Raw genomic sequence first — 25,407 nt, 5'->3', positions numbered from 1 at the left:
GCGATCGGCCGCGATTCACCGACAAGCTTCCGGACAACTGGACACGGATCGACGCGATTCGGCGGATGCTGCCTGGAGCCGCAGTGATCGATTGCCGACGCGATCCGCTTGAAACGTGCTGGTCCTGCTACAAGCAGCTTTTCGCACCCGGGCGTGCCGACTACACCTACGACTTCGCAGAACTTGCCACTTACTTCAACGACTATGTCCGCTTCACTGACCATTCCGCAAAAAGGTATCCCGAGCATGTCAGGACGCAGCAGTACGAACTGCTGGTCGCCGACGCACGGACGCAGATCACGGCGCTGCTCGCGTTCTGCGGGTTGCCATTCGATGCGGCGTGCATCGATTTTCACCGGGCAGGGCGAGCAATCCGAACGCCAAGCGCCGCGCAGGTTCGCCGTCCGTTATCAGCGGCAACCGCGCGCAGCACCCAGTACGGCGAACTTCTCGATGAATTGAGAGCCTTTCTTTCGTAGGACGCGCCCCGCTTTCAGGCCTTGGCGCGTCGGCGTGCAGGTGCCCGTGCTGGAGCTTCCTGCGCGGCAGTTTCGCGGGAGCGGCGCCACAACCAACCGACGGCAATCGCGGCAACCCCGATGATCACAACCGATTCGATCGGTCGTTCGGAAATCAACGTGCGCGTGGAGCGACCGAACCGATAGGTGCTGCTGGTCATGTCGCTGCCGACCTGCTTCGCGTAATCCAGACTTGAATTGCCTGTACGGGCAATCGCATTTCTGGTCGTCTGGAGATGATTGACGAGCGCATCAGACGCAGCTGCGAAACGCGCGTGCGCGGCTTCCGTCGTGGGCACCACAGTGTCTTCCAACCATTTCCTCGCAAGCATCGTCATTCCTTAAAACAGGTGAGTGAAAACATAGATCAGAACGAGCAGGCCTGCAGGGACGCCGAGCAGCCAGCCGATGAAATACTTGCCCATGGATGTTCCTCCTGTAAAGCGGGGGAACGGCACTACGCCGCTCCCCGCACGGTTCAACTCGGAATACGCAGTTACAGCGTCTTGTCGAATTCCTGGATCTGACGCTTCGCTTCATCCTGCGCCACGCCGTAGCGTTCCTGGATCTTGCCGGTCAGATACTCGCTGTTGCCCTCTGCGACCTTCAGATCGTCATCGGTCAGCTTGCCCCACTTTTCCTTGAGCTTGCCGGCCAACTGTTTCCACTGTCCCTTGATTCGATCTTCGTTCATGCGGATTCTCCAGATGCGATGTTGATCAATTCAGTTGAGCATTCGACCGCGAATCAGGCCTTCGACTTCAAGCCGGTCGAGTCGACGTGCTTGACGCCCTTGACACTTTTCGCCGCTGCAACGGCCTTGTCGACCGCAATGTCGGTGGCGAGAACGCCCGTCAATGTGACCGTGCCGTCGATGGTCGTGACGCTCACTTCGGTGCTCTTGACGCCGTCGGTGGTGGCGAGCTCGGTCTTCACCTTGGTGGTGATCCAGGTGTCGGTGACCGGCTGATCGGACTCCATCTTCGTCTCGCCGTTCGGCGTCATGGTCGTTTGCGCGAATGCAACGGAAGCCGAACCCAGCGACAGAAGGGAAGCGATGGCAATGATGTGAATGGAAGTCTTCATGGAGTGTTCTCCTTGTCAGAGGGAATGGCCGGCGTAGCCGGCGAGCAGCACCTTGGCCGCCTGTCGAGCACATTAGGGAGCCACCGCAAACCGTCGGATGAACAACGAAAAATTTATGCGTGGCGCGATTCAGGTAAATTTACGCGCGTTCACGATTGACGATTCCCTTCGCCGCGATTGCGTTGGCAACAGTGCGTTGTGCTGCATCGCATTCGAATTTTTCATTCCAGCAGGAGGAAACAACGATGATCCGAATTCTCGGCATCTCCGGCAGTCTGCGCGCGCAGTCGTTCAACACGATGCTGCTACATGCCGCCCAGCAGATCGTGGACGACACCGGCATTGCTCTCGAGGCGGCGACACTCCACGGCATTCCGCTGTACGACGGTGATGTCGAGGAGCGTGACGGCGTTCCGGAAGCAGTGGGTGCACTCAAGGCGAGGATCGTCGCGAGTGACGGAGTGCTGCTGGTGACGCCGGAATACAACCACGGCATTCCCGGCGTTTTCAAGAACGCGATCGACTGGCTTTCGCGCCCCTCGAGCGATGCGCCGCGCGTATTCGGCAATCGCGCATTCGCGGTGATCGGCGCGTCGCCGGGCGGATTCGGCACCACCCTTGCACAAGCCGCGTGGCTGCCGGTGCTGCGGACGCTTGGAACCCGGTTCTGGTCCGGTGGACGCCTGACGGTGTCGCGGGTGCATCTTGCCTTCGACGAACACGGCGCAATCCGGGACGACGCGCTTCGAACCCAGCTGGACGACTTCGTGCGTGGCTTTGCCGCATTCTGCGCGCGCGGGAACGGCTGAAAGCGTCGGAGATTCGCCCGTGGTTGGCCCGGCATCGCGGCCGGGCTTCTCGCGCTTCGTCAAAGAGACAGTGCCTGTTGATGTCGCTCGATGAGACTCCGCGATCGGCCCGTGCTTTGCCCTAAACTGGTGCAATGACACCCCGTTCCCGCGAGCCGGTCCTCGAAGGTCACCCGCCCGTGATCGACGCCTGCGCGACGCCGATGGCGATCGTTGGACTCGACATGGAACTGCGCATCGCAAACAGTGCGTTGCACGAATGGCTGGCAGGCGGCTCACGTCCCTGGAGCGGCGAGAATCTCGCGTTGCTGGATGCGAAGCCCCCGCAGCTGACCGACGCAGTCGCGCGTGCGTTTATCCAGCAACGGCGCATCTGGCTGCGCGATACCCGACTGCGATCGGCGATCGGTGATCGATCGGCGGACGTCGCGCTGACGCCACTCGACGCGCAATGCATGCTGCTCGAAGTGCTGCCTGCGCGGGGCGATGGCGCAGCGGGTCTGCGTCTGTCCGAATCGCTGCGCGGCTTCGCGCACGAAGTGCGCGGGCCGCTCGCCGGCATGCGCGGTGCCGCGCAGTTGCTGCAACGTCGCATGGAAGCACCGGACCTGCGCGAGCTCGCCAGCCTGATCATCGGTGAAGTCGATCGGCTCGCGACTCTGTCGGAACGGTTGCTGCATACGGGATCGAAGCCGCGTCTCGCGCGAGTCAACGTGCACGAGGTGATCGAACGTGTCGCGGCACTGATCGCGGCCGACGCGAGTCCGCTGCGGTTTCGCCGCGACTACGACCCGAGCCTGCCACAGGTCACCGCCGATGCGGACCGCTTGCAACAGGCACTGCTCAATCTGGCGCGCAATGCGGTCGAAGCGGGCGCGGGTGAGCTGAAGGTGCGAACGCGCGCCGAACACGGCGCACGGTTCGGGGATCATCCAACGCGTCTCGCGCTGCGCATCGAGATCATCGACGACGGTCGCGGCGTTCCGGCGGATCTTGCGGAGACGCTGTTCGAGCCGTTGGTGTCAGGTCGTGCGGATGGCAGCGGTCTCGGACTCGCGATCGCCCGCGAGATCGCGCGCGAACACGGTGGCGAACTTGGCTACGCGAGCCGACCCGGCGCGACGGTGTTCAGCCTGCTGTTGCCGGTGACTGAATGAGCGGCGACGTCTCGAAGATGATCTGGATCGTCGAAGACGATCGCGCCGTGCGCTTCGTGCTCGCTGCCGCGCTGCGCGAAGCCGGGTTCGAACCGCGCGAATTCGGCGATGCGGAATCCGCGCTTGCATCGCTGCAGGACGAAACGCCCGGGCTCATCTTCACCGATGTTCGCATGCCCGGCGCGAGCGGCCTGAAGCTGCTGGAACGGATCGCCGGACGCGAGCAGCACGTGCCGGTGATCGTGATGAGTGCGTTCACCGATGTCGCGTCGACGGCGTCGGCCTACCGACTCGGCGCATTCGACTATCTCTCCAAGCCATTCGACCTCGACCAGGCCGTGGCGGCCGCCCGTCGCGCGCTGGCCCAACCGCGCAGCACGTCGCCGGTGGCGCCGGTCCCGCAGCACGCCGACGCGGAACTGATCGGACGCAGCGCCCCGATGCGCGAACTGTTTCGCGCGATCGGGCGTGTTGCGGCGAGTGGACTCGGCGCGTTGATCACCGGCGAAACGGGCACCGGCAAGGAGCTGGTCGCGCGCGCATTGCACCGCGAGAGTGCGCGCGCGGCGCAGCCGTTCATCGCGTTGAACACGGCTGCAATTCCGGCGGAACTGCTGGAGTCGGAACTGTTCGGCCACGAAGCGGGTGCGTTCACCGGCGCTGCGCGGCGACACGCGGGTCGCTTCGAGCAGGCGGAGGGCGGAACGCTCTTCCTCGACGAAATCGGCGACATGCCGTTGGCGCTGCAAACGCGTTTGTTGCGGGTGCTGGCGGCGGGCGAATTCTATCGCGTCGGCGGGCGCGAGCTGCTGCGCGCCGATGCACGCGTGATCGCGGCCACCCACCAGGACCTCGACGGAAAAGTGCAGCGCGGGGAATTTCGCGCCGATCTCCTGCACCGTCTCGACGTCGTGCGCCTGCACGTACCTGCGTTGCGCGAGCACCGCGACGACGTGCCGCCGCTGGCCGAGCATTTTCTTGCACGTGCGGCCGCGGACGCGGGCGCCGTGGCGAAGCGCTTCTCGCCGGCGGCCCTCGGCGCGCTGCGCGACCACGACTGGCCCGGCAATGTGCGCCAGCTGGAAAACCTGTGCCGGCGCCTCGTCGTGTTGTCGTCCGGCCGTGAGATCGGCGTCGGCGACCTGCCGGCCGCACTCGTCGCGCGTGCGCCCCCGCGCGAGCTCGCGGGATGGAGCGCAGCGTTGCGGGTGTGGGCCGAGCAATCGCTCGCGGCGGGCGCCGAGAACCTCCACACCGAGGCCCTCGCGGAGCTGGAGCGTGTCCTCCTCGCGGCCGCGTTGGCTGCGCATGACGGCCATCGTCAACACGCTGCAAAATCGCTCGGGCTCAGTCGCAACACGATGACGCGCAAGCTCGGCAGCTCGCGGCGAACGCGGCGCTGAACGCGGGCGACCGACTGCTTGCTACAATCGTCGCTGCGCGCCCTCCGCTTTCCATCGATGACCCGACTGACCCATGCACCTTCTTCACGATGCGGTGCTCAATGCCTGGCAGCAGTTTCAATATGCGTGTCTGGTGTATTGCATTGCGCTGGTAATCGAGTCGCTGATTCCGGCACAGCCGGCTCAGCCGCTCCGCCACGTGGCGTTCAACATCTTGTACGCGTTCGTATTCCTTTTCATGGCGAATCTGTTGTCGCCACTCTTCGATCCGGTCGTCAGACCGCTCATCAACCTGCTCCGCATCGGTATGCCGATCGCTTTCGCCGACACGTTCAGCGGTCAGCTGCTGCAGGTGCTGGTGTTTTATTTCGTCTTTGATTTCTTCTACTACTGGTTGCATCGCGCGCAACACACGTTCCCGTGGCTGTGGGCCCAGCACAAGATCCATCATTCCGATGAGTCACTGAACGTCACCACCGCCAATCGGCACCATTGGCTCGAAGTACCGTTCCAGGGTCTCGCCATCTGGGTGCCGCTTGGAATCTTCTTCCAGCAGAAGCCCGTGACGCTCGGATGGTTGTGGGGCCTGTTTTTGTTGTGGGGGTACTTCATCCACATGAACATCCGTTTTCCACTCGGCCCGCTCACCCGCGTCATCAATGGGCCACAGTTGCACCGGATCCACCACTCGACGCGGGACGAGCACCTCGACAAGAATTTTGCGTCGTCGTTTCCCGTGTTCGACGTGCTGTTTGGAACGTACTGTGCACCGCGCAAGGGGGAATATCCTGCGACCGGCCTGACGGATCGAGAGGACCTCAACGGTGTGTTACGCGCGAGCTGGGCGCCGTTTGCATTCTGGTATCGGGACGTCGGCCGTCGCTTGGGCATGCGCCGGCAGCGCGGCACCGATGCCCATTGAGGTCGCAAGAGGCGATTGCCGGAGAATTTGCCGATGAGCAGCAACGTCTCGCTGCGCGATGCAGGTCCGCGCGATGTGCTGTTCCTCGTCGACAGCAACCGCGCAATGGCGTTGGAGACTGAAGGCCGGAGGCTCTCGCGCGACACGCTCGACCGGGGAGTGCGCGCCGTATTCGACCAGCCCGGCCGCGGCTTCTACCTGATTGCCGAGCACGATGCGCGGGCAGTGGGTTGCCTCCTGATCACGCGCGAATGGAGTGATTGGCGAAACGGAGACTGGTGGTGGCTGCAAAGCGTTTATGTGGTTCCTGCCGCACGCCGTGTTGGAGTCTTCCGTGCGATGTACCGCGAAGTCGAACGACGCGCCGCAGTCGCTGACGTCGTCGGTCTTCGGCTTTACGTCGATGCCGACAATACAAAGGCGAAAGAGGTCTACTTGTCACTCGGAATGGAACACGCACGCTACGAGCTGTTCGAACACGCCGCGCGCCTGGCGTTGCCCGATCCCGCCAGCGATGCCACGTGAACGGCGAATTTGCCGCACTGGTTGATCGCACGCGTCGGGCGGCCGCCGATACCCTGGGCCTGATCGTGATGCCCGCGCTGCTCGCCTTGCTGCCGTGGGCCATCACGTTCCGACTGTTGCGTCACCTTGCGGTGCGCACGACGTCGTTCCGCAGCGAAGCGGATGCGGCGTGGACCGTCGCGCGCGAGCACGTGAGTCATCCGGCGGAGTCGGCATGGAAGTCCAACTACCGGCTGACACGCTGGATCGAACGCGTCGACACCTACCTGGCGTTGACGCGCAGCACGTCGTGGTGGAACCGTCACGTCGACGTGAGTGGTTCCTGGCCGGAACCGGGCCGACCGTTCCTGTTTCTCACCTATCATTGGGGAGCCGGGTATTGGGTATTCAAATTGCTCAAGAAGCAGGGGTTTGAAGCGTTTTTTGTAGCGCGTCGCCCTCAGGTCGCGGATCTCGGCGCCAGCCGCATTGCACTGTGGTACGGACGTTTGCGCGGATGGATTCTTTCGCGCATCGGCAGCCTCGGGCCGCTCTACACGGGAGGCAGCATCGAGCTGGTCCGCGAGGTTTTCGCCAGCGGAGGATGCATGGTCGGCATGTTGGACTTGCCTGCACGAAACCCGCAGGCCGCGATCCGGGTCACCCTGCTGGGCGAACCCGTGATGCTTCCGGCGGGTCTGGTCGACCTCGCAATGCGGGCACAGGCGTCTGTCGCACTATTCAGCTGCGGATTTGACCCGCGCAACGGCCGCCGTCAGCTTTCGATCAAATGCATCGAAAGCCCCTCTGGCGTCGAAGAGGTGCTGACGCAGTATTCGAGGCACCTCGACGAGCGCCTGCGCACGGCGCCCGAGTGCTGGATGATGTGGCACGAGGCGCGCGCGATGTTCGTCGAGCCGAAGGCTTCTTCGGGAGAGGTCGACTGAGTCCTGTTCCATCACGTCCACCGATCAGCCGCCTTTCGCACCCGGTACTCGCGCAGACCGCCAGCGACTGGCGCTGGTTTCCTTCTCGTGCGGTTCACTGTGCGGACCGGCGCCATCGAACCGACGTTCGATGGCGGGCAGGCGAGCGTGCCGGGGTATTCGACGGCTCGCGTTCGCCGCATCCGCCGCCAAGTGCGGTTCGCTCGGACGAAGGAGAGGTCTGGAGGTTTTCGCGGATGGCGCGTGGATACGGCAGAGTGCCATTGAACTGCGCGCGCGACACGACACCGCGTGGATCGAGTCTGGCAGGAACGAAAATGCTGGGCATACAATGGTGCGCAGGAAAACCGCGGGCGGCATCACGACAGCCGTCTCCCCAGGGCTGGCAGGTACGGACGATCGGGTGAATTCAATCAAACGGGCAGGCATCATCGGCGGCGTGCGCATTCCGTTCTGTCGCAACAACACGGCGTATGCCGACGTCGGCAACTTCGGCATGGCGGTGAAGACGCTCGGCGTGCTGGTCGAGCGCTACAACCTGCACGGCGTCGAGCTCGGTGAAGTCGCCTTCGGTGCGGTGATCAAGCACGCATTCGACTGGAATCTCGCGCGCGAGGCCACGCTGTCTTCGGGGCTTGCGCCGACCACGCCAGGCATCACCACCGCGCGTGCGTGCGGCACCTCGCTCGACAACGCGATCCTGATCGCCAACAAGATCGCCGCCGGCCAGATCGATGCCGGCATCGCCGGCGGCGCGGACACCACCAGCGATGTCCCGATCGTCTATTCAAAGTCGCTGCAACAGCGCTTGCTTGCGGTGAATCGCGCGCGCAAACCGATCGACAAATTCAAAACCGCCTACAGGGGATTCTCCCTGGGTGAACTGAAACCGTCGTTTCCCGGTGTCGCCGAGCCGCGCACCGGCAAATCGATGGGCGACCACTGCGAGCTGATGGCGCGCGAGTGGCACATCGGTCGCGAGGAGCAGGATGCGCTCGCGCTCGCCAGCCATCAGAAACTGGCGGCGGCGTACGCGCGCGGGTTCTTCTCCGACCTGATCGTTCCGTTTCGTGGGGTCGACCGCGACAATATCCTGCGCGCAGACACCACGTTGGAAAAGCTTGCGACATTGAAACCCGCCTTCGACAAGATTTCCGGCCACGGCACGCTGACCGCCGGCAACTCGAGTGCGCTCTCCGACGGCAGCGCCGCGGTTCTGATTGCAAGCGACGAATGGGCGGCTGCGCGCGGACTGAAAGTGCAGGCGTATCTCACGCACGCGCGCGTCGCCGCGGTCGACTTCGTGCATGGCGAGGGATTGTTGATGGCGCCGACCATCGCGGTGCCGCGCATGCTCGCCGAAGCCGGCTTGACGCTGCAGGATTTCGATTTCTACGAGATCCACGAGGCGTTCGCGGCGCAAGTTCTATGCACGTTGCGCGCATGGGAGTCCGACGAGTACTGCCGCACTCGACTTGGCCTCGACAAGGCGTTGGGCGCGATCGATCCGGCGCGGATGAACGTTAACGGGTCGAGCCTGGCGACCGGGCATCCATTTGCCGCGACCGGCGCCCGGCTCATCGCAACGCTCGCCAGGATGCTTGACGAAAAAGGTTCCGGCCGTGGTCTCATCTCCATTTGCACCGCCGGCGGAATGGGCGTGACGGCGATTCTCGAAAAGCCGTAGCATCGTGCGGAACGGGATCGATGTCCCGACGAGGGTCTGCATCGCTTCCCGGATCCGCAGACCCGCATGATTTCCCGCGGAGGGTGGATGGAAAACAGCAGCTACGCGCTCGTTCTCACAGGAACGGTTCTTCCCAGCCATACGCCGGAAACGGTATGGCCAGCGCTGGCGGCGTATTTTCGCATGGACGTCGGCAAGCTGGTCGGTCAGCTGCTGGCCCGCGCACCGTTGACCGTCAAGCAGGGCGACGATCTGGGCAAGCTGCAGACGCTGCTCGAAGGTGCCGCGGCGGTCGGCGCGCAAGCCGAAATCTGCGCTCCGGATGGACGTCCGGGCATGTTCGTGATGTTGGAAAACAAGCCGCGTGGGCCGGTGCCGCGGGTGTACGTCGATGAGCGTGTCGACGAGGGCGTGTGGCCGTCGAGCCTCGTCGTCGCCGAAGTGGGTGCGAGCGTGTGGAAGCCCTACAGCGAATTCGTGGCGCCGGTCGCCGCACCGGTCGCGGTGCCACCACCGCCCGAGGTGGTGCCCGATCCGTTTGCCGCGCGTGACATTGGCACGCGCGCCACCGCGCCTTCCAGTCACCTGCCGGTTGCCGGCGGTGCGGCTGGCACGGTTGCCCTGCCGGCCAGTGCCGCGGTCGAGGCGGGGTTCTGGCGCCGCTGCGCCGCGTGCCTGATGGACAGCGTCGTCATCGCGATCCTGCTTTCGCTGGTGACCGTCGGGGCTGTGGCATTCATCACGCGGTCGGGAAGCGGGACTGCATTGACGGTTCCCGGCGGACTCGCGGTCTACGCGCTGCAGATCGTCATCGTGTGGCTGTATTACGCGTTGCAGGAAGGCGCGCCCGCCCAGGCGACGCTCGGCAAGCGGGCAATGGGCATCAAGGTGACGGACGACTACGCCCGGCGGATCGGATTCGGCCGCGCAACGGGCCGCTATTTCGGCAAAATCATCTCGGGTCTCGTTTTCAACATCGGGTTCCTGCTCGTCGGCTGGACTGCGCGAAAGCAGGGTCTGCACGACATGATGGCCGGAACGCTGGTGGTGTTCGATGGTGTCGAATCCGGCCAGCCGCTGCCGACGGTTCGTCCGCCGATGCCTTGGTACGGTTGGCTGGTCAACGTGCTGTTCGTCGGCTCGCTGGTGCTGGCGGTGTTCGTGCTCACGTTCTACCTGGGCGTGCTGGTGCAATGGATCCAGGCCAGTCTCGGCTGAGTGTGCTGCAACGAAAAAAGCCGCCCGAAGGCGGCTTTCTGATCACGAAGGCGCCGTGCGTCAGCTGCGGAACGAAAACAGCGTAGGACGCCAGCCCGAACTGGTCTGGTAACTCTGGCCTCGGCGTTTGCGCATGCGTTCGATCAGTTCGACACGGCGCGCTTCCGCCCACTCGACGCGCTGGGTCTTCAAGGTGGACGGATCGACGCCATGAGCGGCCGCTTCGTCCCTGCGATAGACGACGAAATCCTCGTACGCCTCGATCTCGTGCTGCAGCTCGCGCACGCACAGCTCGATCATGATGGCGTCGTCGAGGAAGCCCAGCACCGGGACGCTGTCGGGAATGATGTCTTCCGGATTTGCAAAGTAGGTGAGGCAGGCGAGCACGCGGTTGCGGTCTTCCTCGGGCAGTGCAAAGCCTTCGTCGTTGACCATCGCGATCATGCTGTCGAGCTTGCCGAGACGTTGGGCGATGAAGTTCGGCAACGTGATCTGGTGACCCTCGACCAGCAGCTTGGACGCGGCGTCGGTGATCTCGCGTGGAGACAGGTGAGCGGCCTCCTTCTGCGCGCGTTGCATGGCGTCGATGAAGTGCTGGAGGTCGGCATCGCCGAGCTCTATCGTGATGGCGAGCGACATGGGAGAACTCCGCGGGAAACGACTGGCGAGACTAGCTAGCCGGGGTGGGCCGCGTCAATCGCGCATTCGCTGGCCGGACACGTCGGCAGCCCGCGTGCGGCATCGATCCATCTGCCGCCAGCGCCCTGCGCGGCAGGAGCTGCGGGCGAGTGATCGCCGAGGCCGGTCTGCTACAGAATACCGACCAGGCCGGCACCAAACGCGGTGACGATGCGCGTGTAGATCATTTTCAGAGGCAGGTCGACCTCGGGGAAGTCGCCGACATCGGTATGGCAGGCATAAAAGTCGGGCGATCCGGGCGTCGATTCGGCACAGCCGGGGTTCAACGTGAAGCTGGTCGCATAGCGAAAGGGCCACAAATCGAACAACGGCAGCGCGGTCGACACGTCGGCGATTGCGTTGTTGATCGTCTGCAACAGATGCGGCCGCTCGCGCCGGGCGATCGTCCATGCGTTCTGCGGCTCGGTGTTGCGCAGCATTGCACTGCGCAATCGTTCCGTCACCGCGCGGTCGTAGATGATGAAACCCGACTCGGTATTGTAATCGTCCGAACGGGGATCGAAGTTGTGCGAGCCGATGACGCTGATGCGGTCGTCAATGGCAATCGACTTGCCATGCAGTCCGAGTCGCACGCCGCCGCGCTTGAGCGGGGTCTGGCCATAGCGCTCGTAGCGTCCGCCCGGATCGCCACCTGCGAGGGTTTCGTAGTTCTGCACGAACTGCGCCGCGTCGCCCGGGAACGGCTTGAACTCGTGGATCTGGAAGCCGAGACGCTTGAGATAGCGTTTCTTGTACTTGTAGGAGAGCGCGTAAACGTAAAAGGCGTCGGTCGCTGCGAGCGAGTTGGTCGAGACGATCACCGGCACGCGCGGGCGCTGCTTGCGCAGGTTGCGGAACACGTCGGTCGCGGTACGGCTCAACACGAGATAGGGCGTTTCGAAAACGATCTGTTTGCGTGCGCCGGCGAGGAGGTCGGTGATGCGCCGGGTCAGCTCGAGCATCGCCGGGTCGTCGGGGTGCGACTTCTTGTCGGGCGAGTCGGAGAAATAGTCGACCCGGGCCACTCGCAGCGCATGGGCAATGAAATGCTCGCGCACGTAGTCCGCGTCGCTCGCGCGGTCGCGCAGGGACTGCACGCGCGGCCAGTTCACGTTGGCGGGTGGCACGATGCCGGCCGTCGCGCCGCCATCGGCAACGATGCGCCGGTTGACGTCGTTCAGTCGCGTGAGCGGCGTACTGCGCGGGTGGGTCCAGAAGCGGTCGAACGAAGCCTGCATCTCGGCCCCTGTTTGCGGGCCGACCACGAGCACGTCCCGGTCGCGGTAGTCGAACTCCGCGTCCCAGTCGAAATAGCGGTTCTCGTAGTTGCGACCTCCGGCAATGCCGATCTCGCCATCGACGAGGAACAGCTTGTTGTGCATCCGCTGGTTGAATTTCGAAAAGCAGCAGACGATGCCGGCGGCGAACTCGAGCGGTTCGGTCACTGCCTCGTCGAATGTGGGGTTGTACAGCCGGAATTCGAGATTGGCGTGGGCACGCGCGATGCGCACGAGCCACTCGACGTCGTCGAGCGAGAACAGCTGGTCGGCCAGGACGCGCACGTGCACGCCGCGCCGCGCCGCGGCGATCAGTTCGTCCAGCACCAGCCAGCCGGCATCGTCCTCCGCCCAGATGAAGGTCTGGATGTCGATCGTTTTTTTCGCCATGCGGATGAGGTGGATCCGCGCGAGCAGCGCATCCTCGCCGCGCTCGAGCAGGTTGACGTAATGCACAGGCGCCGTGGACGTGCTGTCCGCTCGCGCCACGGCGGCAAGCGATGCATAGGGCGATGCAATGGCGCAGCGGTCTTCACGGGTGCAGGTGACCTCGTGCGGACGACTCTGCGCGACGATGGCGGTCGCCTGCCGGGCAAGCGGTCGATTGAGGCCGCAGGCGCCGAGGGACAGCAGAACGATCGGCAAGGCGGCACGCACGAGCATTCCGCACACCCTGCCGTTCGGCGGGCTCATTGCCAATTCGAGCGATTCATCGTGCAGCGGGCGCGAGGGCCCGCACACTCAGCCGCAGTTCCACGCGATCGCTCAAGGTGCCGTGGCGCGAACGCATGCCGAATTCGGAGCGCGGCACCGTGCCCGCCACTTCGATCGGGCAGTCGTATGCGGGTCGTTCGCAATCCGCCGGCTGCATCTGGAAGCGCACCGGTCGCTCGATGCCGCGCAGCGTCAGCGTGCCCGGCACTTCTCCGCCATCGCGAAGACGCGCCTGCGGAAACGGGTCGGACGCGAACTCGATCATCGGAAAGTGCGCGACATCGAAGAACTCCGGTGACTTGATCCACGCTTCGGCGCTCGCACTGTTCATGCTGACGGTATCGACCGCGATGCGTGCATCGACGCTGACCTGGTTGCGGAAGCGGTCGATGCGCACGCTTCCGTTGACCGCTCCAAACCGCCCGCCGACGCGCAACAGCCACATCAGTTTGACGCGAAAATCCACATGCGAGTTCGTCGGGTCGAGCTGGATCACTTCGATGGCGTCGTCGCCTGCGAGCGCCGCGAAGGCCGGCCGCGCACGTGCGGCGAACGCAACCAGCACGCCTGCGATGGCGGCCGCAAGGATGACGTGCCGACCCACGATCTTCCCTCAGGGCCACCAGAAATGGCGGGCTTCTGCGCTGCCCGGTTCGATCGCTTCGGCATCTGGCAATGCGAGCCAGGCGACGCTTGCCGGCGGCATCCCGCGGCCCGAATCCGATGCGCCTTCAGTCAGCAGCGCGACGAGATTCTCGAGCCCGGGATTGTGTCCGACCAGCATCACCGAGTTCACGTCGGCGTGATCGTCGAGGACGCGTAGCAGCGATGCCGGTGTCGCGTCGTAGATGCGCGCCTCGCTGCGCGCGTCGGTGTGTCCGAGTGCGGCGAGCACCCGTTCGCATGTTTCCCGCGTGCGCGCGGCCGGGGAGAACAGGACGCGCTGCGGTGCGGCCCCATGCTGCTTGAGCCACACGCCAGCGGCGTCGGCTTCCGCCTCGCCTTCGGCACTGAGGCTTCGAGCCATGTCGTCCTCGCCGGCGGCGGCGGAGTCGGCGTGCGCGTGGCGCAGCAGGATGATCTCGCGGGTGGCCATGTTGGGTGTCCTCGCCTCGGCTTCGGTATCCGATGATGCCCGATTCAGAGCACCCGCAGTCAAGGAACCATCGATGGCGCCGCCGGCTGCGGGAGTGCGAAAGCGATCGACGAACGGCTTCAGCGTGCCGCCCGTCGATCAGCGGGGCAAACCCCCTGCGAAAGAATGCTGCGACCGCGCCGTGCGGGATCAGCCGCCGGATGCGTCCGCAGCAGAGCGGCCATGATGCTGTCCGCGGGCCATGAGCTGGTCCTCGGTCACGCTGTCGGCGCCGCCGCTCATCCGGTCGAAACGCTTCATTGCCTTGGCTTCGAAATCGGCTTTGCTGACTTGACCGGTACCGCTCTGGTCATAGCGCTTGATGAAGCCCTCGGCACGTTTCTGGACGCGCGCGGCGGTCGCTGGTGATCGTTCGATCTCATCGGCGGTGACACGGCCGTCGCGGTTGTCGTCGAACGCGGAAAAGCGGCCGTCGACCCAAGCCTGGTATTCGGCGCGGCTGACGACGCCGTCGCGGTTGGTGTCAAGTTGGACGAAGAAAAACTGCTGGCGCGCCTGCCCGCGCCTGGCAGCGTGCGCGTCTCCGGCATCGGTGGCCGAATCCGCGGCGTGGGCAAATCCGGTGAAGGCGAGCGCCGCGATCAGCGCGGACAGGGCGAACGTGGGAAGGGGAGTACGCATGATGGGGTGCTCATCGAGCGGCCACGTCGGCCGCACCCTTATCGAACGCGAACCACCCCCGTTTGTTGACTGGTCAGGCGCAAAGATCTCGCAAAGGGGTGTAAGGGAGACCCGCGAGTGCGCCGCCGGGATGCGAAATGAACAATGCCGAAGCACACCGCGCTCGTGCCGACGTCGGCGCACTGACTCCCGGACATGCGCGAAGCAGTCTTACCGATGCCCGATTCGCGACTTCAGGAATGCTTCTTGAGCCATCGCAGCAGCTTGGCCCAGTCGTCCTGATGCGCGCGCACCACTTCGGAGTGGTAGTCGAAAATGCTTTTGCCGAGCGCATTGGCAAGCACATAGCCCTGCGTGTCTCGCAACTCCGCCACGACCGGGAAGGGGAACCCCTTCATTTCCTCGATCGCCATCTGCGACGCATTTGTCCAGGGCTTCAGGCGGTTGGCGACGATGCCGACCGGCACCTTGCCGCGTTTGATCCGCGGCAGCTCGGCGATTTCGTGCAGGAAAGGCTCGGTCGCTTCCAGATCGATCGCCGACGGAAGCACCGGCACGATGATCACGTCGATGTGGTCGAGATAGTCGGCGATATCGCTGGCGCGGATGCCGGCGGCTGAATCGATGATCACGCGCTGGGCGTCGGGGGGAACATGCTTTTCCCAGTCGCGTCGCAGGCCGGGAATTCCGAGAACCACATGTCCGTTGGTCGCGCGTTTCTCGCTCCAGCGCAGCGACGAACCTTGCCGGTCGGCGTCCACCAACACGGTGTTCTTGCCGTCGACCGAGAAGTACGCGGCCAGGTTGGTCGCAATGGTGCTCTTACCAGCACCGCCCTTTGAACTCGCAACCAGGACCTTCAGCATGCAGCCTCCGCCGGTACGCAAAGTGGCAGGCAGGTTACACCGGCGCCGCGCCTTTTGCGAAACGCTCTCGATCCGGGACGATCGATCCGCTTTTTCGACGCGGGAGTCGCTTCGCCGACCGAGCCGTCGATCGCGCTGCGACATTGCTAGACTGATCCGGTCAACAAGGGAACAGGTCATGAATATCCGGGGCTGGATGACGGGCGCCGCATTCTTCCTCCTCGCCGTGCAGGCAGACGATGCCGCCGCTCAGGCCGTGGCGTGGCGGACACCGGTGAGCGCTGAAACGGGGCAGGCCGGCGACCCGGGTTCGTCGTATCCGTTTCTCCCCGAAGCTTTCGAGCCTGACATGCCGACCCCTGCCATTCGGTTTACATCCGCTGGCGAGCCGGGCTACGTCCTCTCGGGCGCTGGGCTTCTTGAGCCGTATCCATGGAATTCGGACACCACGCCGTACGTTGCGAAAGTCGCTGCGAGGGATGGACGCGTTCTATGGCGCTGGAGGTTGGTGGATGGATCGCCGATCCCGGGCCGCATCCGTCGGATCGCGATCGATTCCGCTGGCGACGTTTTTGCGGTCGGCAGCCAAGCGGGCAGCAACTCTGACGCGCAGTTGCTTCTGGTCAAGCTGGATGGCGCGAGCGGCGCGCTGCGCTGGCGAGTCGATGGTGCCGCCGGCACTGCGGGATACGACGTTGCTGTGGATGCTCAGAGCGATGTGTTCGTAACGCGACGCGAAGCGGGCGACGAGCCGAACGGTCAGGCCGTGAGTCGCTACAACGGAGCAACCGGGGCAGCGGCGTGGTCGACGGTGCTGCCATCGGGCGAAACGGCCTGGGACGATTTCCGTGTCGCCGTGGACACGGAGGGCGCAGTGATTGCGGGTGGATATTTTATGGATTACTCGGTTCCCTCCCATGGAATCCAGCTGGCAAAGCTGGACGGTGCAACCGGCACGCCGGTCTGGAGACGCCGGCTCGCGAATCCATCCAACGCGTTCGGCGCGGGCCTGCTGCAAAGTCTTCACGTGACCGGGGACGGCGACGTGCTCGTCTATGGCAGTGCCGCTGGGGATCCGTTTTCGCTTTACTGCCTCGATGGTGCAAGCGGCGCGACGCGCTGGCAGCAGCCGCAGGCGGATTTCGAATTCCGCCAATTGCTGATTGACGCGAGCGGTCGGTTGTTCCTTGGCGGTAGCGTCGCAGGACCGGATGCAACAAGGATCGCCGAGGTTCGCAGACTCGATCCCGCCACCGGGGCCGCGATCTGGCACGCGGATCTCCCAGCCGGTTCTCCCTACAGTGAAAGCGAGTTCCTGCACGGCGGGAGCGACGCCACGCTTCTGCTCGCATGGGCGTCCAGCGATTCAGTGGATGAGACCATGCATGCATCGGCACTGAGCGATGAGAATGGCGCTCTGTTGTGGCAGGTGGCGTTCGGTCGCCCCGGATCGATCGAAAACGGCATCCAGGACATCACCCAAGGCGAAGACGGCAGCGTGTTCGTCGGCGCGTTCACCAGTGAGGCGTCCAGTGACCAGACGTGGACGTTGTACAAAATCACCGGGCCGTTCGCGGACGACATCTTCGCCAACGGTTACGACCGCTGATCGATCGCGCGCGGGTTGGAACTCACTGGCGCCGGATGTGAAAGAACGCCTCAGTCACCCAGCGCGACGCGCATGAATTCGGGCGACGCGAGCGCGGCCTTGTGGATGTCCGCGTTGTAGTAGCGCGTCTCAAACTGCTTCGTCGCAGCGCCGCGCTCGCGAAAGCCGCTGAGGTCGGCGCCCTTGCGCGCCATCGTGCAGCTCCACCAGCCGGTCGGGTAGATCGGCTGCGGAAAGGTCAGCGTCTTCACAGCGGTGAAATCGGCGAAGCGCATCGCCGAGCGCATCGCCTTGATCAGGTCCAGGTGCACCAGCGGGGATTCGCTCTGCTGAACGAGGATGCCGCTCGGCTTGAGCGCCTTGTGGCAGGTGGCGTAGAACGCCGCGCCGAACAACCCCTCGGCGGGTCCGACCGGATCGGTGGAATCGACGATGATCACGTCGAGTGATTCGGGCTCGCAGTCGGCCATGTACTTGATGCCGTCGATGAACAGCAGTTCGGCGCGCGGGTCCTTGTTGGATTCGCACAGCTCGGGAAAATACTGCTCGGACAGGCGCGTCACGCGTTCGTCGATCTCGACCTGCACCGCGTGCTCGACTTCCTCGTGCTTGAGCACTTCGCGCAACGTGCCGCAGTCGCCGCCGCCGATGATGACGACGCGCTTCGCACGCGCATGCGTGAACAGCGCCGGGTGCGACATCATTTCGTGATACAGGAAATTGTCGCGCGTCGACACCATCGTGCAGCCGTCGATGATCATCAGCTTGCCCCAGTCGGTCGTGTCGTAGATCTCGATCGACTGGAAGGGCGTCTGTTCGGCGTGCAGTTTCGACTTGATGCGCAGGCCGAAGGACGAGCCGGAGCGCGCGTGCTGTTCGGTGAACCAGCGGGACTCGGTCGAGGAAGGGTCGGTGGCGGGCTGGTCGGCGGCAGACATCAGTGCATCCTGCGATCGGGTCGATGAACGGGTGGAGTAGCGGATTTGGCGGACGCGATTGTATCCGGTCCGTGCGCCACCGACATACGCGCGACGTCCCGGCTCGCTACACTACGGGGCTTGTCTTGCATCACGGAGCATCGAGGTGAACGAACAGCGCTGGACTGCCGCCGACGCACGCCGCACGTGGGCCGTTCCACACTGGAGCGAAGGGTACTTCGACGTGACCGGTGCGGATCTCGTTGCGCGGCCGCGCGGCGCCGACGGACCGTCGCTGTCGTTGCCGGCGATCGTCGAAGCCGCTCGGGCAAAAGGCTCGCGGTTGCCGCTGCTTGTGCGTTTCGCCGACATCCTCACCGACCGGCGCGCGCGCCTGCAGCGTGCATTCGCCAAGGCAATGACCGAGTGGGATTACGCCGGCGGTTACACGCTGATCTATCCGATCAAGGTGAACCAGCAGAACCAGGTCGCCGGCGAACTCGCTGCGAGCGCCGCGCCTGGCTTCGGTCTCGAAGCGGGCTCGAAGCCGGAGTTGATGGCGGTGCTTGCGCTTGCGCGGCCGGGCAGCACGGTGATCTGCAATGGCTACAAGGATCGCGAATACATCCGCCTTGCGCTGATTGGTCGCAGGCTCGGACTCGACATTTTCATCGTGATCGAGAAACCGTCGGAGTTGCGCTACGTGATCGAGGAAGCTGCGGCGCTGGGCGTCGAGCCTCTGCTCGGCGTCCGTATGCGCCTGAAGAGCCTCGGCGCCGGCAAGTGGCAGAACTCCGGCGGCGACAAGGCGAAGTTCGGGTTGACACCGCGCCAGCTGCTGACGCTTCTCGCCGAACTCGATGCGGCACAGCTGTCGCACACGCTCAAGCTGCTGCACTTCCACATGGGTTCGCAGATGTCCAACGTGCGCGACATCGCGAACGGGATGCGCGAAGCGGTGCGCTATTTTGTCGAGCTGTCGCGCATGGGTCTGCCGATCACCCACATGGATGTCGGCGGCGGTCTTGGCGTCGACTACGAAGGCACGCGCTCGCGTTCGGACTGTTCGATCAACTACGGCCTCGACGAGTACGCGTCTGCGGTTGTCGGCGCGCTGGCCGAAGCCTGCGCGACGCACGGACTGAAAGCGCCGCACGTGCTGACCGAATCGGGTCGTACGCTGACCGCGCACCACGCGGTGCTGATCGTCAACGTGAGCGAGATCGAGGAAGCACCGCGCGGCGCGGTGCCGCCAGCGCGTGTCGACGAACCGACGGTGCTGAGACGCCTGCGTGAAACGCATGCGGAAATCGACCAGCGTCCACCGACCGAGCTGTATCACGAGGCGCAATACCAGCTGGCGGAAGGTTATTCGCTGTACGCGCTCGGTCAGCTGTCGCTCGCGGATCGCGCCGAACTCGACGATCTCTACTACGCGATCGTCAACGCGGTGCGCTCGCGGTTGAAGCCCGACGAACGCGTGCACCGCCAAGTGCTCGACGACCTCAACCAGACTCTGGTCGACAAGTACTTCGTCAATTTCTCGGTGTTCGAATCCGCGCCCGATGTCTGGGCCATCGATCAGGTGTTCCCGATCGTGCCGATCGCACGCCTCGATCGCGCACCGGAACGGCGCGGCGTCATCGCCGACCTCACCTGCGATTCGGATGGCCGCATCGACCACTACGTCGACGCCGACGGCATCGACGTCAGTTTGCCGCTGCATGCGTTGCGCGAAGGCGAGTCGTATCTGCTCGGCATCTTCATGCTCGGTGCGTACCAGGAAACGCTGGGCGACATCCACAACCTGTTCGGCGATACCGACGCGGTCAACGTGAAGCTCACCGACGATGGCTACGAGTTCACCCACATGCGTCGCGGCGACAGCACCGACCTGATGCTCGACTACGTCGGTTACGACCTCGCGGCGTTGCGCGCGGCGTATCGCGACAAGATCGTCGCGGCCAATGTCGACGCGGTCGAGGCGGAGCAGTTGCAGGCAGCGCTCGAAAAGGGGCTGACGGGTTACACATACCTGGCCGAATCGGCCTGACCGTTGTGGCTTGCCTTGTCTTCCTGACGTCATTCCCGCGAAAGCGGGAATCGCTCCCGGAGCAACGCTGGCGGCCTGGATGGAATGCGGAGGAGCATCAGTCTCGCGGGTTCCACGAGAAGAGCGATTCCGGCTTTCAGGAATGACGCCACCACGCTTGAGTCCACTTGCGAGCAACCATCATGAATGATCTGAAAGTCGGTTTCGTCGGACTTGGCGCGATGGGGCTGCCGATGGCAGGTCACCTCGCCGCAGCGGAGCTGCTCGTCGCGGTGTGGAACAGATCGCACGACAAGGCGGTTGCCGCAGGGGACGCGTTGAAAGTCGCCGCGCCGGCGACGATCGCGGAACTCGCGCCGTTGTGCAATGTGATTGCGTTGTGCGTTCCAGCCGACGGTGACGTGCTCGCACTTGCAGACGAGATCGCCGCCCATGCGAAAGCAGGCACGATCGTGATCGACCACTCGACGGTGTCGTCGGTCACGGCGCAGTCCGCGCACGCGAGGCTTGCTGCACGTGGCTGCGGATTTCTCGACGCGCCGGTGTCCGGCGGAGTGGAAGGCGCGAAGAATGGCAAGCTGTCGGTGATGGTCGGCGGCGACGCGGACACTCTCGAAACGACGCGGTCCGTGCTGGAATGCTACGCCGCGAAAATCAGCCACATGGGCACCGTCGGCGCCGGACAGAACACGAAGGCCGTGAATCAGGTACTGGTCGCGGGCATCGCGCAAGCGGTGTGCGAAGGCCTGGCGCTCGCCGAAAAGCTTGGGCTCGACCCCGATCGGTTGCTGCCAACGCTCGGCGCCGGTGCCGCGAACAGCTGGTTCCTCGAAAAACGCGGCGCAACGATGATGTGCGACGAATTCACCGTCGGCTTCAAGCTCGCGTTGTTGCACAAGGATTTGAAGATTGTGCGCGAGCTCGCGCGCGATGCGGGAACCGATCGTTCGGTGATCGAGAAATCACTCGGCGACTACGCGGTGCTGATCGCGCAGGGCCACGGTGACGAGGACATCTCGGCGTTGATCCGGCTGAAGCGCAAGAGTTGACGGCGTTCATCGCGCGTCAGCGTCGGTCGATGTCGCGCGTCACCCTTCGAAACCGTCGTCGAAGATCACGTCGCTTTGCGGTGCTGCAAATTTCCACAGTTTCGACGTCCCGTCGACCATGTAGATCGCACCGTTGACGAGGATCGGGCTCTGCCAGTGCACGCTGCCGATGTGCGGCGAGCTCCACAGGATGTCGCCGGTGTGCGGATTGCGGGCGTTGATGCACGTGCCACCCGCACAGTTGCCAGAGCTGTAGACCACGCCGTTTGCGACCATCGGCGAGGACGCGCCATTGGCCGATCCGCTTTTCGTCCATCGCACGGTCAACGCAGGAACGTTGCCGGTTCCGAGACCCAGTTGCAGGCCCGAGCTGCCGCTGCCGTTGCTGACGAAGACCCAGGTCGAGCCGTCGGACGGATCGACCCACACCGCGGGCTGCTCACGCATCAGGTCGCCGCCATAGCCATTGCCACCTTGCGGGACATCGAGCAGTTGCAGTTCGCCCCCGACATGGCCGGGGTCGCCTTGACCGCTCATGTCCCCAAGGTCGATCAAGCGGAGTTGCCCGTCCTTGCCGGCTTGCAGTGCGAGGTGCGCCACCGCGCTTCCGCCCGGTGCTGGGAGAATGGCGGGCGAGACGGAGCCAAGGTCGATGTCGCTGTTTTGAAGATGCTGGAAGTTGTCCGGCGTCCAGCTGTCGCGAGGCATCCCGCCCCCGGCCCCCGTCCCGTCTGGTGCCAGTGCGAGCACGCTGTCGCCCCAGCTGAAGTGGCCAGCGGCGTTCGGTGTGAACGGACCATTGCCGGTCGCCACGTAAATGCGGTTGGTGCCGGCGTCGTAAACCGCACCGGGTCGACCCCAGATGCCGCTTTGCCGGTTCGTGCAATTCTTCCCGCCGGTCGCGAAATGAACGGTCACATCGCTGCAGTTCACGTTGAAGACGGTCTGGCTGCCCGATGCAAGATTGATCGTGGTGACGTGGCCCTGATAGTCGCCCCCGTCGCCGATATAGCCATCGATCACGGAGTAGAGGTAATGCGCACCACCAGGCGGCGACGAGATCGCAAGAGCCGCCGCACCCTTCTCGGCGTTCGTCTTCAGCGAAGACACCTGCGGCCAGCCGCCCGTGATGGTTTCGGTGCCGTCGCCGACCGCGTACTTGTGAACGTTGCCGTCGAGGCCGTAGGCATAGACGAACTGGCGGTTCGGGTCGATCGCCGGCGCACCGGTGGTCAGGTTGCCGCCGGTCGATGCGGGTTGTTTCGACCACAGCACGCTTCCGTTCGCGGCATCGATTGCGAAGAGGTAACCGCCCTTGGCGACGATGAACAACAGATCCTTGATACCCGTCGGCGTGGTCACGCCACCGAGAAAGACGGCACTGCTGTCGCTCGAGTGCGGCAGGCTGACGCTGTAGACCTGCGCGAGCGAGGTGACGTTGGTCGCACCGAGGGTCGTCTCGGCAGTGTTGGATCCGCTGTGCGATGCGTCGTAACCGAATTGCAGCCAGTCGGCTGCGCCTGCCGGCGACGTTGCCATCAGCGTCGTTGCTGCGGACAACGCAGCGGCAATCATCGTACTTGGGAGCATTTCAAGATCTCCAGGAGGTTGGCAGGAACGCAGGCGCTTCCCGCGCTGCGAATCGCATCGATCATCCGCGGGTGTGACGTCGCGAAACCGTCACCCGATCAACCAATCGCTGGCCCGATCGCCCGTCCAACGCGCCGCCGGACGCATGATTTGATGGAGACGGTTACTCGAAGCCGTTGCGGAAAATGACATCGTCAGCCAAGAACGTGACAACCACATCGCAGGCAGACGTGATCGCTGCGGTGGTGTAGACGGAGCCGGCGAGCGTGCCATCGCAGCCGGTCACGGTAAAGGTGATGTCGCTACTGGCGGGCGCAATTGTGAAACTCGTCGTATCTCCATCGTTGACGGTTTGCGGCGTCGACGGCGTGATCGTGCCGCCCGTGTTCGCGCTCGGTGTGACGATGTGGGTGATCGCAGTGAAGGTCGCGCTGACGGTGCAATCGCTGGTGATCGGTCCCGTTGTGTAACTGCTGCCGACCAGGTTACCGCCACAGCCGGACACGGTCGCGATTGCGTAATGTGCCTCGGGCGCGACCGTAAACGCCGTAGTCGTCCCATCGACCACCGTTTGTGGAGTGCTGGGCGTCATGGTGCCGTGCGCACCGGCACTCGGGGTCACAACATGGGTTGGTGTTCCGCTCGCGCCAAACGCCCACAATCGGGAGCTGTCATCGGTCACGAAAACCTTGCCGTTGACGAGAATCGGGCTTTGCCAATGCACGCCACCGATGCTTTCCGAGGTCCAAAGCACCGTGCCGTCGGCGGGATCGCGTGCAATCACGCAGCGGCCTCCGGTGCAGGCGCCGAGGTGAAAGAGGACTCCATTCGCGACGATCGCTGATGTGGACGATCCGGACTTCTGCCATTTTGACACCAGCATCGGCACGCCGCTCGTGGCCGTGCACGTGGCGTCGAAACAGAGCTTCAGGCCGGAAATGCCGCCACTCGTGGTCACGAAGGTCCACGCCGCGCCTGCGGAGTCGACCCACGCAGCAGGTTGAGCAAACACAGTTCCACCCTGTGGCACGTTGATCAGCTGAAGTTCGCCCCCCACGTGTGCCGGCGCGCCAGCGCCACTCATGTTGTCGAGATTGATCAGGCGGATCTTTGAATCTTTGCCACTCTGCATGCCGATATGCGGGACGGTGCTACCGACCGGAGCCTGCAGGATGGTCAGCGATACCGAACCGAGATCGGCGTCCTGATTTTGTAGTTGCTGATAGTTCGTCGGCGTGTAGCTGTCGCGCGGCAAGCCTCCGCCCATGCCGGTCCCATCGGGTGCCAGCGCGAGAACGCTGTCGGCCCAGTTGAATCCGTTGGTGGGAGCGTTCGCATTGAAAGGTCCGTTGCCGGTACTGACGTAGACCCTCTGCGTGGCGTCATTGAATACGGCACCGCCGCGGCCCCAGATGCCACTCTGCTTCGCTGCGCAGTCGGTCGACCCGGCAACGCCATTGAGCACGAAGTGGATGGTCTTGTCGCTGCAGAGTGAGTTGAACACCGTTTGCGCACCGCTGCCGAGGTCGATCGACGTGATGTGGCCCTGGTAGTCGCCACCGTCGCCGATGTAACCGTCGTTGACCGCATACAGATACGCATGATCGCCGGCAATCGCGATCGTCAGCCCGGACTGGCCCTTCTCCACCCCGGGCTTGAGCGTCGCAATCTGCGGCCATCCCCCGGTTACGATCTCGGTGCCGTCGCCGATCTGGTACTTGTGCACCTTGCCGTCGATGCCGTAGCTGTACACGAAATTGCCGCCCGGATCGATGGCTGGCGATGACGCGGTGGGCTGTGTCCCGGTCGTGGTCTTGAACCAGACCTGGACACCCGTCGCCGCATCGATCGCCATCAGCCGTCCATTCTCCGACAGTGCGAAGAGCAGGTCCCGGGTGCCATCGGGCGTGACGACGTTGCTCCGATACACCGGCGCACTGTCGACGTTGGCGGCGAGGTTCACCTGGTAAAGCCGGGTCAGTTTCGCAACATTCGACAAACTGATGGCCGTCTCCGCCACATTGTGGCCAGTGTGGGCGGCGTCATAGCCGAACTGCATCCAGTCCGCGCCCGACGCAGTACCCGTCGGAAACGAGCAGGCAGCAAGAAGACTCACGCAGAACAGTGATTGCATGCGCATTTCGAAGAACTCCGGGCGGTCGTGGATGCGTGGGCGATGCATCGTCAGGAAGCGGCATCTTACGCTGGCAGAACACGACGGGATCATTCTTGATTGCCATCCGCGACACGGTTGGCGTTTTTCGGCCTGAATGCAAAAGCAACATACGGCATGGTAGAAAAAGCCGTGAGTCAACCCGGGGAGTGGCGATGCAACGTGCAATTCTGAAGTATGTGGCGTGTGGACTCGTTCTGGGCGCGGCGACGACCCGCGCGGCCATCATCCCAGCCGACCTTGCGCTCGTGCGCTGGCCGGATGCGGCCACGAGTTTCGACAGCCCCATCGCGATTCGTTCGGCGCACGACGGGAGCGGTCGCGTGTTTGTGATCGAGCGCTGTTCGGATATCCGCATCGTGAAAAACGGCGTGCTGCTCGCAACGCCGTTTCTGTCCGTCAATGTGAGCTGCAATGGCGAGCAGGGCATCCTCGGACTCGCGTTCGATCCAG

At 64.0% G+C, this 25,407-nt stretch carries 25 protein-coding genes; 13 read left to right on the top strand and 12 right to left on the bottom strand.

Annotation, left to right across the window (positions count from 1 at the left end; all coding sequences use genetic code 11):
* On the top strand, positions 1-479 hold a 479-nt coding region (locus ABIV12_RS10810), incomplete at its 5' end, for a sulfotransferase (protein WP_348059110.1).
* A gap of 14 nt (positions 480-493) precedes the next feature.
* Here the strand turns inward: ABIV12_RS10810 and ABIV12_RS10805 are convergent.
* The 3 genes from ABIV12_RS10805 to ABIV12_RS10795 form a co-directional block, all read right to left on the bottom strand.
* On the bottom strand, positions 494-850 hold the full coding sequence (locus ABIV12_RS10805) for a hypothetical protein (protein WP_348059108.1): 357 nt from the start codon (positions 848-850) through the stop codon (positions 494-496).
* A gap of 164 nt (positions 851-1,014) precedes the next feature.
* Positions 1,015-1,212, bottom strand: coding sequence for a CsbD family protein (locus tag ABIV12_RS10800; protein WP_348059106.1), 198 nt, complete (start codon positions 1,210-1,212; stop codon positions 1,015-1,017).
* A 53-nt stretch (positions 1,213-1,265) separates the two neighbouring features.
* Positions 1,266-1,604, bottom strand: coding sequence for a BON domain-containing protein (locus tag ABIV12_RS10795; protein ID WP_348059104.1), 339 nt, complete (start codon positions 1,602-1,604; stop codon positions 1,266-1,268).
* A gap of 245 nt (positions 1,605-1,849) precedes the next feature.
* Here ABIV12_RS10795 and ABIV12_RS10790 point away from each other — a divergent pair, with 245 nt between their 5' ends.
* From ABIV12_RS10790 to ABIV12_RS10755, 8 genes are all read left to right on the top strand, one after another.
* Entirely contained in the window at positions 1,850-2,413 is a 564-nt protein-coding gene (locus ABIV12_RS10790) for an NADPH-dependent FMN reductase (RefSeq protein ID WP_348059102.1), read from the top strand.
* 134 nt (positions 2,414-2,547) lie between these two features.
* Positions 2,548-3,570 carry an ATP-binding protein gene (locus tag ABIV12_RS10785; protein ID WP_348059100.1) on the top strand — a complete coding sequence of 341 codons (1,023 nt, stop codon included), beginning with the start codon at positions 2,548-2,550 and terminating at the stop codon, positions 3,568-3,570.
* Complete coding sequence (gene ntrC, locus ABIV12_RS10780) at positions 3,567-4,973, top strand: nitrogen regulation protein NR(I) (RefSeq protein WP_348059098.1); 1,407 nt, start codon at positions 3,567-3,569, stop codon at positions 4,971-4,973. The genes ABIV12_RS10785 and ntrC overlap by 4 nt, the downstream gene beginning before the upstream one ends.
* A gap of 73 nt (positions 4,974-5,046) precedes the next feature.
* Entirely contained in the window at positions 5,047-5,895 is an 849-nt protein-coding gene (locus ABIV12_RS10775) for a sterol desaturase family protein (protein WP_348059096.1), read from the top strand.
* A gap of 33 nt (positions 5,896-5,928) precedes the next feature.
* Positions 5,929-6,420 (top strand): GNAT family N-acetyltransferase, encoded by a 492-nt coding sequence (locus ABIV12_RS10770; protein ID WP_348059094.1) that lies wholly within the window; start codon positions 5,929-5,931, stop codon positions 6,418-6,420.
* Complete coding sequence (locus ABIV12_RS10765; RefSeq protein ID WP_348059092.1) at positions 6,417-7,346, top strand: hypothetical protein; 930 nt, start codon at positions 6,417-6,419, stop codon at positions 7,344-7,346. Before ABIV12_RS10770 ends, ABIV12_RS10765 begins: the two co-directional genes overlap by 4 nt.
* 403 nt (positions 7,347-7,749) lie before the next feature.
* Positions 7,750-9,033 carry an acetyl-CoA C-acetyltransferase gene (locus ABIV12_RS10760; protein ID WP_348059090.1) on the top strand — a complete coding sequence of 428 codons (1,284 nt, stop codon included), beginning with the start codon at positions 7,750-7,752 and terminating at the stop codon, positions 9,031-9,033.
* An 87-nt stretch (positions 9,034-9,120) separates the two neighbouring features.
* A complete protein-coding gene (locus ABIV12_RS10755) occupies positions 9,121-10,251 on the top strand; it encodes an RDD family protein (RefSeq protein WP_348059088.1) in 1,131 nt (376 codons plus the stop codon).
* A gap of 60 nt (positions 10,252-10,311) precedes the next feature.
* On the opposite strand, the gene ABIV12_RS10750 is transcribed toward ABIV12_RS10755, so the two are convergent.
* The 6 genes from ABIV12_RS10750 to ABIV12_RS10725 form a co-directional block, all read right to left on the bottom strand.
* The gene (locus ABIV12_RS10750) at positions 10,312-10,890 is read right to left on the bottom strand and encodes a YkvA family protein (RefSeq protein ID WP_348059086.1); all 579 of its coding nucleotides are present in this window, start codon (positions 10,888-10,890) and stop codon (positions 10,312-10,314) included.
* A 170-nt stretch (positions 10,891-11,060) separates the two neighbouring features.
* The gene (locus tag ABIV12_RS10745) at positions 11,061-12,899 is read right to left on the bottom strand and encodes a phospholipase D family protein (protein ID WP_348059084.1); all 1,839 of its coding nucleotides are present in this window, start codon (positions 12,897-12,899) and stop codon (positions 11,061-11,063) included.
* A gap of 16 nt (positions 12,900-12,915) precedes the next feature.
* Complete coding sequence (locus ABIV12_RS10740; RefSeq protein ID WP_348059082.1) at positions 12,916-13,524, bottom strand: YceI family protein; 609 nt, start codon at positions 13,522-13,524, stop codon at positions 12,916-12,918.
* A 9-nt stretch (positions 13,525-13,533) separates the two neighbouring features.
* Positions 13,534-14,016, bottom strand: a complete 483-nt coding sequence (locus ABIV12_RS10735; protein ID WP_348059080.1) for a histidine phosphatase family protein — start codon at positions 14,014-14,016, stop codon at positions 13,534-13,536.
* A 189-nt stretch (positions 14,017-14,205) separates the two neighbouring features.
* Positions 14,206-14,733 carry a hypothetical protein gene (locus ABIV12_RS10730; protein WP_348059078.1) on the bottom strand — a complete coding sequence of 176 codons (528 nt, stop codon included), beginning with the start codon at positions 14,731-14,733 and terminating at the stop codon, positions 14,206-14,208.
* 197 nt (positions 14,734-14,930) lie between these two features.
* Complete coding sequence (locus tag ABIV12_RS10725; protein WP_348059077.1) at positions 14,931-15,563, bottom strand: ParA family protein; 633 nt, start codon at positions 15,561-15,563, stop codon at positions 14,931-14,933.
* 178 nt (positions 15,564-15,741) lie between these two features.
* On the opposite strand from ABIV12_RS10725, the gene ABIV12_RS10720 reads away from it, so the two are divergent.
* Positions 15,742-17,172, top strand: a complete 1,431-nt coding sequence (locus tag ABIV12_RS10720; protein WP_348059075.1) for a PQQ-binding-like beta-propeller repeat protein — start codon at positions 15,742-15,744, stop codon at positions 17,170-17,172.
* A 50-nt stretch (positions 17,173-17,222) separates the two neighbouring features.
* Here ABIV12_RS10720 and speE read toward each other — a convergent pair whose 3' ends face one another.
* On the bottom strand, positions 17,223-18,110 hold the full coding sequence (speE, locus tag ABIV12_RS10715; protein WP_348059073.1) for a polyamine aminopropyltransferase: 888 nt from the start codon (positions 18,108-18,110) through the stop codon (positions 17,223-17,225).
* A 145-nt stretch (positions 18,111-18,255) separates the two neighbouring features.
* Here speE and speA point away from each other — a divergent pair, with 145 nt between their 5' ends.
* The gene (speA, locus tag ABIV12_RS10710) at positions 18,256-20,142 is read left to right on the top strand and encodes a biosynthetic arginine decarboxylase (RefSeq protein WP_348059071.1); all 1,887 of its coding nucleotides are present in this window, start codon (positions 18,256-18,258) and stop codon (positions 20,140-20,142) included.
* A 182-nt stretch (positions 20,143-20,324) separates the two neighbouring features.
* Positions 20,325-21,191, top strand: a complete 867-nt coding sequence (locus ABIV12_RS10705; RefSeq protein WP_348059069.1) for an NAD(P)-dependent oxidoreductase — start codon at positions 20,325-20,327, stop codon at positions 21,189-21,191.
* Positions 21,192-21,230: 39 nt separating this feature from the next.
* Here the strand turns inward: ABIV12_RS10705 and ABIV12_RS10700 are convergent, their stop codons facing one another.
* On the bottom strand, positions 21,231-22,781 hold the full coding sequence (locus ABIV12_RS10700; protein WP_348059067.1) for a PQQ-binding-like beta-propeller repeat protein: 1,551 nt from the start codon (positions 22,779-22,781) through the stop codon (positions 21,231-21,233).
* Positions 22,782-22,944: 163 nt separating this feature from the next.
* Positions 22,945-24,921: a PQQ-binding-like beta-propeller repeat protein gene (locus ABIV12_RS10695; RefSeq protein WP_348059065.1), complete on the bottom strand. Its 1,977-nt coding sequence runs from the start codon at positions 24,919-24,921 to the stop codon at positions 22,945-22,947.
* Positions 24,922-25,109: 188 nt separating this feature from the next.
* On the opposite strand from ABIV12_RS10695, the gene ABIV12_RS10690 reads away from it, so the two are divergent.
* On the top strand, positions 25,110-25,407 hold a 298-nt coding region (locus ABIV12_RS10690), incomplete at its 3' end, for a hypothetical protein (RefSeq protein ID WP_348059063.1).

The organism is Dokdonella sp., assembly GCF_039926425.1.
In the GTDB taxonomy this organism is placed as follows: domain Bacteria; phylum Pseudomonadota; class Gammaproteobacteria; order Xanthomonadales; family Rhodanobacteraceae; genus Dokdonella_A.
The sequence above is the reverse complement of the archived record's forward strand: the minus strand, read 5'-3'. Positions and strand labels throughout refer to the sequence as shown.